Raw genomic sequence first — 12,189 nt, 5'->3', positions numbered from 1 at the left:
TTCCTTAATTTTTAGTAAAGGTTACAGTGATTTGTCCAGTCTGAGCTGTTAATTTCGATAAATCAACAGTCTGATTATCTACTGTCAAATCAACACCTTTTACAACACCTAACGTAATTGTTACAGGACTTTTAGTTGCAACTGTTGCTTCTGCACTTTTCTTCTTTGGCGATAAGGTTACACCGCCCTCAAGTTCGCTTTCTGAAACACTGACCCAACTTGTAACATCTGAAACTGCCAATTGCAATTTAACTGTTTCCTTACTTGTCTTATAAGCGATTTCTACATGATTTCCTTCGCCTGATACACTTATAGCTGATTCTATACTAGAAGAACTACTACTTGAGGAGTGGGGAACAGAGCTAGTTGAACTTGTTGATTGAACCACACTGTAATTAGAAAGAGAAGGCTCCTCTGGTTGAGTTTGAATATAGTTCCAAACATAATAAGTCACAAAAATTAAAATCGATAAAGCAAAAAGGATAAAATAAAATAAAGGTAAAAATGATGTTTTTTTCTTCTTTTTCTTACTTGAACGTCTACGACCTGTCAACTCATCTTCATCAACATCTACTTCCTCATAAGTAATCATACTCCCAGAATCATAAGCATCCAAAACAATTTGGTCATCTAACTCAACAGCCCATGCATATTTTTTCAAGAAAGAACGCGTGTAAAAAGGACTTGGAAGTTGATCGAAATCGTCTGCTTCCATTGCTTCCAACATATCTAACTGGATTTCTGTCTTTTTCTGCAATTCATCTAAACTCAATCCCTGATTGATTCTAGCTAATCGTAAAACCTCTCCAATTGTTTTTTTTCTCATACTTGTCATCCCTTCTTTCTAGTGTCTATTATGATAGGTTACTACGATGGGAATATTGTAAAATCAACTATGTCACCATCATCTATTAAATGATGTCCAGCATCAAGGACATCCTCTAAAGTAATTTCCTGTAAAATTTTCGGCAAATCAAAAATTGTCTCACCATTTTCAAAAGCATCATATTGCGTTGCAATAAATTCAAGAGAGTTCATGCTACTGAAAAATTCGCCAAACATCTCTCTTTTGATAATATCTAAATGTTCCTCTGTAATATCTAAATCCTTTGTAAAATTACGAATAGCCTTCCTAAATTGATGAGACAAAGCAACTGGCTCTTTCGTATCTATTGTCAACATGACAAAATGAAAGCGACTTGTTATTTCAACTTCCAGAGATAAGGACGCATCAATTTTACCTGATTCATAACATTTTTGAAAACGATCCGAAGTCCAACCAAACATCATTGCAAACAATAATTTTAATAAAATATGATGTCGATAGCAATCCGCTTCAGAAACTTCTCGCTTACCTCTAACTCCAATCGCTAGTTTGGGAGAAGATACTTCCATTCTCATACTATCTGTTGGCTTTACAGGCTGTAAAAACAACTTTTCTCTTGCTACTTCCTGAAAATCTGAATCTTTCAGTTCTTTGCTTTCAAAATAGTCCTGTACTCGCTCCACATCAAAATTACCAACTAAAAACAGAGACATGTTTACAGGTTTGTAAAACTTTGTAAAATTTTCTTGCAAATTAGTTAGATTGATTTGGGAAATGGACTCCTCACTTCCAACTATATCAGTTGCTAAAGGTGTACCAGGATACAAATTCGCTAAAGTTGAAAAGAATAAACACGAATCTGGATCATCTTGGTACATTTCTCGTTCTTGCTGAATAATATCCTGCTCTGTCAGAATGGAAGCTTCAGTAAAGTGTGCTGATGTTACCAATTCATCAAGTAAATCTAAATTTTCTAAAAAATAATCCGTTGCTGAAAAAAGATAGTTTGTTTTTGTAAAGCTTGTAAAGGCATTACTATCTGCACCTAGACTCGTAAAAGCCGACATCAAATCACTAGAATCTTCTCTCTCAAATAATTTATGTTCAAGAAAATGAGCAATTCCTCCAGGATATTGTTTTACATATCCGTCAACTTCTGTGACAAACGTATCTACCGAACCAAACTGTACAGTGACACTCCCGTAAACCTCTTTAAATTCCTTTTTAGGCAAAAGAGCAACTGTCAATCCGTTGGCCAAACGAGTTCGATAAACCTTTTCTTTTACAGCTGGATAGTATTTTTCTTCAAAAACAACCTTTGTCATTCTATTCCTTCCATAAAGTAAATCGCTTGTAGTTTCACATTATTAGCTACTCTACAAATAGCATCTTTGTCAATTTGTTCAAGCTCTGCAATCCAACTTTTAAAGTCTGCTGAAGATTTTCCAAATAAGGCATTTTGATAAGCACGTTCAATCAATGAAGATTGATTATCTTGAGAAAGTAACAACGACCAACGAATCATTTCCTTGGTCTGATTTAACTCAAACTCTGTAAAATAACCTTTTTTTAAATCAAGCAGTTGATTATTCATCATTTTACGAGCCTGGTTACGATTTTCTCGATTGATACCAGCATACATCCTCAAGAATCCACTAAATAAATCAAGCTCACTTGAAATGGTATAAGCTAATCCAGCATTTTCACGGACATTTGTAAAGAGCTTAGAGTGAGCAAATCCACCAAGTAAACCATTCATTACAATCATGGGTAAATGTTGCTCATCACCATATTTAGAACGGTAATGATAACCTAATTCCAAAATGGATTGTCCCACATTTTTCCGAACCATACCTTCCTGAAGGATATTAGAATAAGGTTGACAATACTGAACCTTCACATCTCCTTTTCGACCTTTAAAGCCAAATGATTCTAATACATTTTGAATTTCAACCTCATTAAAATCACCTAGGAAAAAGAAATCTATTCGATCATTGGCTAAAAATTCTTGGAAACAAGAATAAGAACTTTGTGGAGTTTCAGCTAAAATACGATTTCGTAAATCACTATATTCCAATTGAAGACGTTCATCATGAAAAAACAATTTATCCAATTCTTTATGTGCAAAATAAAAAGAATCATCCATATCAGCTGCTAAACTTGCTAGCAATTGTTTTTTCTCAATTTCAAATAAGGCCGGATCAAACCCATTATCAACTACTGCGGGTGAAAAAAGAGTTTCTTTTACAAGTTCCAAAATCTGAGAGGTTAGCACGTTTTTCCTACTTAAAAACTCATCACGAACATAGGTAAATGTCAATTCTATAATGTGGCTTTGCCCTCTTCTGAAACAATTGGTTGACATATCTGTACCGTATAGACTGGCCAAGTGTCTCCTCAAATCTTGAGAAGTGGGGTACATCTGATTAGCAGTCTCTAGCATACTTGCACTCAACATGTGACCTGCAATCGTATCAAGGGATAATGGAGCGGTAAAACGCACGGTAATTTTGTTTGTTTTAAACTTTTTTGATTGGATAAAATGTGTTGAAATTCCATGCACTAACTCCATGATTTACCTCCTTATATACAGACTTCTATTATATCACGAAAACCTGAAATTTTCTTGTTCCCTGTAACACTTTTGAAATAAAAATCGCTTACATTTCTCGCTGTCTCTCTCACTATTTTTAGGAAAATATGGTATAATACCAAAGATTGAGGTGAATTATGGAATACAAATTATTTGAAGAATTTATTACCCTCCAAGCACTACTCAAAGAACTTGGAATTACACATAGCGGAGGAGCTATTAAATCATTTCTCTCTGAACATTCTGTTTACTTTAATAGGGAATTAGAGAGTCGTCGTGGAAAAAAACTTCGTATTGGCGATAAAGTTGACATCCCTGACATGAACATTGACATCTTGTTGACACAACCTACTTCTGAAGAACAAGATGAATACCAAGCTGATAAAGTTGAAAAAGAACGGATCGCTAAACTTGTCAAAAAGATGAATAAGGGAGTTAAAAAAGACAAATCGAAACCTGCTTCATCACCTAAAAGCCAACAAGCTCCACGATTCCCTGGTAGATAATCATGTGGCTACAACATCTATCTCTCAAGACTTTTCGTAATTACAAAGAAACGAAAATAGACTTTAATCCTAAATTGAATGTCTTTTTGGGACGTAATGCACAAGGAAAAACAAACATGTTAGAGGCTATCTATTTTTTAGCCTTAACGCGTAGTCATCGAACTCGAACAGATAAAAATCTCATTCATTTTGATGAGGAACAACTTCATCTTTCAGGTCTCGTTCAGAAAAAAACTGGATCCATTCCCCTAGAAATCGAACTAACACAAAAAGGCCGTGTAACAAAAGTTAATCACTTAAAACAGGCACGCCTTTCAGATTATGTAGGACACATGAATGTTGTCTTATTTGCTCCTGAAGATTTACAACTAATTAAAGGAGCACCTTCGATTCGACGAAAATTCATTGATATGGAACTTGGGCAAATTAAGCCAATCTATTTATCTGACTTAACCAATTATAACCACATCCTAAAGCAAAGAAACACTTACCTAAAATCAGCTCAAAAAATAGATGAAACATTCCTTTCTGTGTTAGATGATCAGCTAGTTGATTATGGATGTCGTGTAATGAATCACCGCTTAGATTTCATAAAAAAACTAGAATCATTTGGGCGTAAGAAACATTTTGAACTCTCTAATCAGATCGAAGAGTTGTCAATATTCTATCAATCTTCTGTCAATATAACTGACAAACAAAACTTATCCGAATCTTTCAAAATTGCTTTAGAAAAAAGTAGATCCAGAGATTTATTTAAAAAGAATACTGGTGTCGGTCCTCATCGAGATGACATTTCTTTTTATATAAATGGGATGGATGCTAGTTTCGGAAGCCAAGGTCAACATCGTAGTCTCGTCCTCTCGATAAAATTAGCAGAAATCGAATTAATGGAAAGCATTACCACAGAATCTCCTATATTACTGCTTGACGATGTGATGAGTGAACTTGACAACACTAGACAGTTAAAATTATTAGAAACGATTTCTCAATCAATCCAAACCTTTATCACAACAACAAGCTTAGACCATCTTCAAAATCTGCCAGAAAATCTAAGTATCTTCACTATTCAGGATGGTAAAGCTTCTGTAAATGGAAATTGACAACATTGTAAAAGAACTCCTGTTTTCACTGGAGTTCTTTTCATTGTTTTTTACATAGAATACTTTGGTGCCTCATTAGTAATTTGCACATCATGAGGATGGCTTTCTTTCAAACCAGCACCAGACATTTCAATAAATTGAGCATTATCGTGTAGTTCTTTAAGGTTAGCTGCACCACAGTAACCCATACCAGAGCGAATACCACCAATCATTTGGAAAACAATATCAGCTGCCGCTCCTTTATAAGCAACACGACCTTCAATTCCTTCTGGAACGAGCTTGTTTGCTTCATTGACAGAACCTTGGAAATAACGGTCGCTTGAACCTTTCTTCATAGCAGCAATTGATCCCATACCACGGTAAGTCTTGAATTTACGTCCTTGGAAGATTTCAGTTTCGCCTGGAGCTTCATCAGTTCCAGCAAACATAGATCCAAGCATAACAGCATTTCCACCTGCAGCAAGTGCTTTTACAATATCTCCAGAATACTTGATCCCACCGTCAGCAATAATCGTTTTACCATATTCGCGCGCAACAGCTGCAGCATCGTAGATAGCTGTTACTTGCGGAACACCAACACCAGCAATCACACGAGTAGTACAGATAGAACCTGGTCCAATACCAACCTTAACAACGTCTACACCCGCTTCATAAAGGGCACGTGCACCTTCAGCAGTAGCAATATTTCCAGCAATCAAAGTCCGATCTGGGAAATGAGCACGAATCTCGGCAATTTTACGCAAGACACCTGCAGAATGACCATGTGCAGTATCAATAACAATCGCATCCGCTCCTGCCTCAAAAAGAGCCTCTGCACGTTCAAATGTATCTGAAGTAACACCTACTGCACCTGCAACTAGAAGACGACCAAATTCATCTTTAGCCGCATTTGGAAACTCAATAACTTTTTCAATATCTTTGATAGTGATCAAACCAGAAAGACTGCCTTCTTCATCGACCAACGGAAGTTTTTCAATACGATGCTCTTGAAGAATACTCTCAGCCGTTGCAAGATCCGTACCCACAGGAGCAGTAACAAGATTTTCACTAGTCATATGGTTTGAAATTGGTTGATTATAATCTGAAATAAAACGAAGATCTCGGTTTGTCAAAATACCAACCAATTTACGATTTTCAAGTGTTTCAACAACTGGAACACCACTGATGCGGTAACGACCCATAAGCTCATCTGCTTCAGCAATTGTATGTTCAGGCGTCAAGAAGAACGGATCAATAATAACTCCATTTTCAGAACGTTTTACCTTACGAACCTCGTCTGCTTGTTGAGCAATTGACATGTTTTTATGGATAACTCCGAGACCACCTGCACGAGCAATAGCAATGGCCATTTGACTCTCTGTAACTGTGTCCATGGCAGCGGTAATAATTGGGATATTTAAAGTCAAATTATCTGCCAATTTAGTTGTTAAATCTGCATCGTTAGGCAACACATGACTTTCAGCTGGAATAAGCAATACATCATCAAAGGTAAAACCTTTTTTCAAAAATTTAGTGTCCCAATTAGACATTCGAAGTTTCCTCTTTTCTTTCTTTTTGAGCTTGACTCTTTTTATATTGTATCTATCATACCATTCTATAAAAATTTGTCAAATGTTACAGGGGTAAATAAAAAACTATCTTTTCTTCGAGATAGAAATGATAGTTTCTTGTAAAATAAACTTAGTTAAAGTAATGAAGTCCCATTGCCCCTTTTACCTCAGATAGGGTTTGACCCGCAACTTCACGCGCTCTTTCACTACCTTTTTGAATCATATTATAAACTTCTCCCATATCCTTAGCAAATTCAATACGGCGCTCACGAATAGGACCCAGTTCACGTTCTAATATTTCAAGTAGATAACGCTTGGTCTTCACATCACCAAGACCACCTCGTTGATAACGTTCTTTCATATCAGCAATTTCTTGAGCATCTTCTGGACGACCAAAAACATCTAGATAATGGAAAACCATATTTCCCTCAATCTTACCTGGATCCTCAACGCGGATATGATCTGGATCTGTATACATACTCATTACTTTTTTACGCAAAGTATCCGCATCATCAGCTAAATAAATACCATTATTTAGTGATTTAGACATTTTAGCATTTCCATCTAAACCAGGCAAACGCCCTGCTCTCTCATTTTCTGGATAAATACCTTCCGGCTCTACCAAGACATCACAGTTATATGCATTGTTAAAAGAACGAACAATTTCACGAGTTTGCTCAATCATTGGTTTCTGATCTGTCCCAACAGGAACATAATTAGCCTTGAAAGCTGTGATATCAGCTGCTTGAGCGATTGGATAGACCAAGAATCCTGTCGGAATGCTTTCTCCAAATCCTTTCTGAGAAATCTCTGTCTTGACTGTTGGATTTCGCTCCAAACGTGCTAACGAAACTAGATTCATATAATACATAGACAACTCAGCCAACTCTGGAATCTGGCTTTGAATAAAAATAGTTGACTTATTTGGATCCAATCCAACTGCAAGATAATCCAAAGCCACATTTCCGATAGACTCTACAATGGTTTGAGGATCTTTGGCATGATCTGTCAAGGCTTGTTGGTCAGCCAAGAACACAAACATATCATACTTATCCTCTTCCTGTAATAATACTCGATTTTTGAGACTTCCAACATAATGTCCAATATGCAATTTTCCTGTTGGACGGTCTCCTGTTAAAATAATGGGTTTAGTCATTTTGTTCTCCTTCGATATAGTCCTTTCAATTATAGCATTTTTTTAATGAAATAACCGTAATTTATCAAAATAAATCAGCCTTGCTTTTTACAGATTTGTGTAAAGGATACTGTAAATATAATTTACACAAAATTGACAAATAAAAATTTGAATATTTCTGTATTTTCTAGTAGAATAAATATATTACACATATAGGAGAAAAATATTGCTTACAGTATCTGATGTTTCACTACGTTTTAGTGATCGCAAACTTTTTGATGATGTCAATATCAAATTTACAGAAGGAAATACTTACGGATTAATCGGTGCTAATGGTGCCGGAAAATCAACCTTTTTAAAAATTTTAGCTGGAGATATCGAACCTACTACTGGTCACATCTCTCTTGGTCCAGATGAACGTCTCTCTGTTCTTCGTCAAAATCACTTTGACTACGAAGATGAACGTGCCATTGATGTCGTTATCATGGGAAATGAAAAACTTTATAGCATCATGAAAGAGAAAGATGCTATCTACATGAAGGAAGATTTCTCAGACGAGGACGGGGTTCGTGCTGCCGAACTCGAAGGAGAGTTTGCCGAACTTGGAGGTTGGGAAGCAGAGAGTGAAGCCTCTCAACTACTTCAAAACCTAAACATTCCAGAAGAATTACACTACCAAAACATGAGCGAATTGGCCAACGGTGAAAAAGTAAAGGTTCTCCTCGCCAAAGCACTTTTTGGTAAACCAGATGTTCTTCTCTTGGACGAGCCTACTAACGGTTTGGATATCCAATCGATTACTTGGTTAGAAGACTTCTTGATTGACTTTGATAACACAGTTATCGTAGTATCCCACGACCGTCACTTCTTAAACAAAGTTTGTACTCACATGGCCGACCTTGACTTTGGAAAAATCAAACTCTATGTCGGAAACTACGACTTCTGGAAGGAATCTTCTGAGCTTGCTGCTAAATTGCTAGCAGACCGTAATGCTAAAGCAGAAGAAAAAATTAAACAATTGCAAGAATTCGTTGCTCGTTTCTCTGCCAATGCTTCTAAGTCAAGGCAGGCAACATCACGTAAGAAAATGCTTGATAAGATTGAGCTAGAAGAGATTGTACCATCTAGTCGTAAATATCCATTTATCAACTTTAAAGCGGAACGTGAGATTGGTAATGATCTCTTGACAGTAGAAAATCTAACTGTAAAGATTGATGGTGAAACTATCTTGGATAATATTAGTTTCATCTTGCGTCCAGATGATAAGACAGCACTTATTGGACAAAATGATATTCAAACGACTGCATTAATTCGTGCAATCATGGGAGATATTGACTATGAAGGAACTGTCAAGTGGGGAGTTACAACTAGTCAATCTTACCTACCAAAAGATAACTCAGCTGATTTTGCAGGAGGAGAATCAATTCTTGACTGGTTGCGTCAATTCGCAAGTAAAGAAGAAGATGACAATACTTTCCTACGTGGCTTCCTCGGCCGTATGCTCTTCTCTGGAGATGAAGTTAACAAACCTGTAAATGTCTTGTCAGGGGGAGAAAAAGTTCGTGTCATGCTTTCAAAACTCATGCTCTTAAAATCAAATGTCCTTGTACTTGATGATCCAACAAATCACTTGGACTTGGAATCTATCTCAAGCTTGAATGATGGATTGAAAAACTTTAAAGAATCAATCATCTTTGCTAGCCATGACCACGAATTTATTCAAACTTTGGCTAACCATATCATTGTCTTATCTAAAAATGGCGTCATTGACCGTATCGATGAAACCTACGATGAATTCCTAGAAAATGCAGAAGTACAAGCAAAAGTTAAAGAACTTTGGAAAGACTAAATAAAACTTCAAAACTCAGTTGGGTTAACCAACTGAGTTTTCTATCATTCTACGAGGTAACATGAAATCATTTTTAAAAACATATCGAACCTATTTTATTTCTCTCATCATTCCTGTAGTGATTATGTCTGGAGTATATCTATCTCAAGGTATCTACTGGAATAGCGACAACTCTCCTCTATTAGGAGATGGCTTTCATCAATACGTTATTTTTGATGTAGCCTTACGAAATATCCTACATGGAAATAGTAGTCTGTTTTACACCTTTACAAGTGGTCTAGGGCTAAACTTCTATGCCCTATCTAGTTATTACTTGGGTAGTTTTCTCGCGCCTCTAGTTTACTTTTTTGATCTAACGAACATGCCAGATGCTGTCTATCTGACCACTCTCTTAAAATTTGGATTGATTGGTCTGTCAACCTTTTTTAGTTTGAATAAATTGTTTCAATCTATCCCTCAGACTTTAAAACTAGCCTTATCTACTTCCTATGCTCTGATGAGTTTCACTGTCAGTCAATTAGAGATAAAAACCTGGCTAGATGTTTTTATCTTGATTCCTTTAATTATAACTGGTTTACATCTACTGATAACTGAAAAGAAACTCCTATTGTACTTTACAAGTCTGTCAATCTTATTTATTCAAAATTATTATTTTGGATATATGACAGTATTGTTTCTTATTTTCTGGTATCTCTGTCAAATTTCGTGGGACTTTAAGACTCGAAAATCATCTGTTCTTGATTTCATAGTTATCTCCTTTTTAGCTGGTATGGCTAGTTTGATTATGACTCTTCCCACTCTATTTGATTTACAGACACATGGGGAAAAATTGACTGAAGTTACAAAGTTTCAAACTGAAAGTAGCTGGTATCTTGATCTCTTTGCTAAGCAATTCATTGGTTCCTTTGACACAACAAAGTATGGGGCCATCCCAATGATTTTTGTTGGACTATTTCCCTTTATTTTGACCATTTTATTTTTTACGCTGAAATCTATTAAGTTTCACGTGAAACTCATATATGTAATATTCTTTGCATTTCTAATTGCAAGCTTTTACATAGAAGCTCTTGACTTATTTTGGCAAGGCATGCATACTCCAAACATGTTTTTACATCGCTATGCTTGGATTTTCTCTACCTTGTTAATTTACACAGCAGCAGAAGTCTTAAAGCGTCTGAAAGAACTTAAAGTCTGGAATTTTTTAGTTTCGCTTTTTCTTGTAGTAGCAGGATTTTTAGCTACCATCTATCTAAAATCGCATTATTCTTTTTTAACAGATTTGAATATTCTGCTTACTCTTGAATTTTTGGTTGTCTATTCTCTTTTACTCCTTGCAGTTATCAAAAAGTTTATATCTGTGAATCTATTTGCCATTCTAATCTCTTTATTTATACTGGTTGAAATGAGTTTAAATGCTTCATCTCAAATGGACGGAATTGCTAAGGAATGGGGATTTGCTTCTCGAAGTGCTTATAGTCGAGATATCCTAGCTATGGAATCTTTCTCAACATATATTGGAAATCAATTTACTCGTACTGAAAAACTACAAACTCAGACAGGAAATGACAGTATGAAATTCAACTACAATGGAATCTCTCAATTTTCATCTGTTCGAAATCGTTCATCAAGCTCTACTTTAGATAAACTTGGTTTTAAATCCTCTGGGACTAATCTCAATCTCCGATATGCAAATAATAGTATTTTGGCTGATAGTTTATTTGGTATCCAGTACAATATCTCAGACAGTCCTATTGATAAGTATGGCTTTAAAGATATCTATCAAAAAGATAATCTTACCCTATATGAAAATCAATACTCTCTTCCGATTGCAGTTGCTAGTCAATCTGTTTACAATGATGTCAAGTTCAATGAACATACCTTGGATAATCAGGCCTCATTTTTAAATCAACTTGCTAACGTCAATTTTGATTATTTTTCTCCAATACCTTATGAAAAAACAGAAAAAATAGAAAATACTAATGATTTGATTAGTGTCACAAGTTCTTCAAATGAAGATGCAGCAATCCAGTATCAAATTGAAGTTCCAGAAAACAGCCAAGTTTATCTCTCTTTCATAAACCTTCACTTTTCTAACGATAAACAAAAGAAGGTTGACATCCTTGTAAATGGTGAAAAAAAGACTTTTACAACTGATAATGTCTTCTCCTTCTTTAATCTAGGATATACTAAAGAGAAAAAAACTTTCAATATCAATGTTAGTTTCCCTGGAAATTCACAAGTATCATTTGAATCTCCTACCTTCTATCGTTTAGATACCAAAACTTTCACCGAGGCAATTCAAAAAATTAAAGAACAACCTGTCACAGTATCAACTTCTAAAAACAAGGTTTTTGCTACATATGATGTCCAACAAGATACATCTATTTTCTTCACCATTCCTTATGACAAAGGTTGGTCTGCCTACCAAGATGGTAAGAAAATAGAAATTAAACAAGCTCAAACTGGATTTATGAAAGTTGACATTCCCAAGGGGAAAGGAACTATTACACTTTCCTTCATTCCCAATGGTTTTATTACTGGAGCAATCTGTTCCTTTACTTCTCTCTTACTATTTGGAATCTATAATCACAGACGAAAGTCATCTAAGGCATAAAAAATCGACCAGTTAA

At 35.6% G+C, this 12,189-nt stretch carries 9 protein-coding genes; 4 read left to right on the top strand and 5 right to left on the bottom strand.

Annotated elements, in window-relative coordinates; translation table 11 throughout:
* Positions 1-4: 4 nt before the first annotated feature.
* Genes rodZ through yfmF form a run of 3 tightly spaced genes read right to left on the bottom strand, consistent with a single transcriptional unit; the run spans position 5 to position 3,398 of the window.
* Entirely contained in the window at positions 5-826 is an 822-nt protein-coding gene (gene rodZ / locus AT689_RS02775; RefSeq protein ID WP_001227958.1) for a cytoskeleton protein RodZ, read from the bottom strand.
* A gap of 41 nt (positions 827-867) precedes the next feature.
* Complete coding sequence (gene yfmH / locus AT689_RS02770) at positions 868-2,151, bottom strand: EF-P 5-aminopentanol modification-associated protein YfmH (RefSeq protein WP_000170194.1); 1,284 nt, start codon at positions 2,149-2,151, stop codon at positions 868-870.
* Positions 2,148-3,398: an EF-P 5-aminopentanol modification-associated protein YfmF gene (gene yfmF, locus AT689_RS02765; protein ID WP_000424262.1), complete on the bottom strand. Its 1,251-nt coding sequence runs from the start codon at positions 3,396-3,398 to the stop codon at positions 2,148-2,150. The genes yfmH and yfmF overlap by 4 nt, the downstream gene beginning before the upstream one ends.
* A gap of 158 nt (positions 3,399-3,556) precedes the next feature.
* On the opposite strand from yfmF, the gene yaaA reads away from it, so the two are divergent.
* Both yaaA and recF read left to right on the top strand, forming a co-directional pair.
* On the top strand, positions 3,557-3,925 hold the full coding sequence (gene yaaA, locus AT689_RS02760; protein ID WP_000455903.1) for a S4 domain-containing protein YaaA: 369 nt from the start codon (positions 3,557-3,559) through the stop codon (positions 3,923-3,925).
* 2 nt (positions 3,926-3,927) lie between these two features.
* The gene (gene recF / locus AT689_RS02755; RefSeq protein WP_000266657.1) at positions 3,928-5,025 is read left to right on the top strand and encodes a DNA replication/repair protein RecF; all 1,098 of its coding nucleotides are present in this window, start codon (positions 3,928-3,930) and stop codon (positions 5,023-5,025) included.
* A 50-nt stretch (positions 5,026-5,075) separates the two neighbouring features.
* Here recF and guaB read toward each other — a convergent pair whose 3' ends face one another.
* Both guaB and trpS read right to left on the bottom strand, forming a co-directional pair.
* Positions 5,076-6,554: an IMP dehydrogenase gene (gene guaB, locus AT689_RS02750; protein WP_000073427.1), complete on the bottom strand. Its 1,479-nt coding sequence runs from the start codon at positions 6,552-6,554 to the stop codon at positions 5,076-5,078.
* Positions 6,555-6,705: 151 nt separating this feature from the next.
* Entirely contained in the window at positions 6,706-7,731 is a 1,026-nt protein-coding gene (gene trpS / locus AT689_RS02745; protein WP_000165444.1) for a tryptophan--tRNA ligase, read from the bottom strand.
* 205 nt (positions 7,732-7,936) lie between these two features.
* Here trpS and AT689_RS02740 point away from each other — a divergent pair, with 205 nt between their 5' ends.
* Together AT689_RS02740 and AT689_RS02735 are read left to right on the top strand one after the other, a co-directional pair.
* Complete coding sequence (locus tag AT689_RS02740) at positions 7,937-9,559, top strand: ATP-binding cassette domain-containing protein (protein ID WP_000958770.1); 1,623 nt, start codon at positions 7,937-7,939, stop codon at positions 9,557-9,559.
* A 61-nt stretch (positions 9,560-9,620) separates the two neighbouring features.
* Positions 9,621-12,173, top strand: a complete 2,553-nt coding sequence (locus AT689_RS02735) for a YfhO family protein (RefSeq protein ID WP_000834690.1) — start codon at positions 9,621-9,623, stop codon at positions 12,171-12,173.
* Positions 12,174-12,189 lie beyond the last annotated feature (16 nt).

The sequence above is a fragment of the Streptococcus pneumoniae genome, from assembly GCF_001457635.1.
Taxonomy (GTDB): Bacteria; Bacillota; Bacilli; order Lactobacillales; family Streptococcaceae; genus Streptococcus; species Streptococcus pneumoniae.
This window is presented reverse-complemented; position numbering and strand designations above follow the sequence as displayed.

Excerpts from the sequence above, each read along its gene's own strand:
- rodZ (WP_001227958.1), bottom strand. The coding sequence starts at position 826 with ATGAGAAAAAAAACAATTGGAGAGGTTTTACGATTAGCTAGAATCAAT.
- yfmH (WP_000170194.1), bottom strand. The coding sequence starts at position 2,151 with ATGACAAAGGTTGTTTTTGAAGAAAAATACTATCCAGCTGTAAAAGAA.
- yfmF (WP_000424262.1), bottom strand. The coding sequence starts at position 3,398 with ATGGAGTTAGTGCATGGAATTTCAACACATTTTATCCAATCAAAAAAG.
- yaaA (WP_000455903.1), top strand. The coding sequence starts at position 3,557 with ATGGAATACAAATTATTTGAAGAATTTATTACCCTCCAAGCACTACTC.
- recF (WP_000266657.1), top strand. The coding sequence starts at position 3,928 with ATGTGGCTACAACATCTATCTCTCAAGACTTTTCGTAATTACAAAGAA.
- guaB (WP_000073427.1), bottom strand. The coding sequence starts at position 6,554 with ATGTCTAATTGGGACACTAAATTTTTGAAAAAAGGTTTTACCTTTGAT.
- trpS (WP_000165444.1), bottom strand. The coding sequence starts at position 7,731 with ATGACTAAACCCATTATTTTAACAGGAGACCGTCCAACAGGAAAATTG.
- AT689_RS02735 (WP_000834690.1), top strand. The coding sequence starts at position 9,621 with ATGAAATCATTTTTAAAAACATATCGAACCTATTTTATTTCTCTCATC.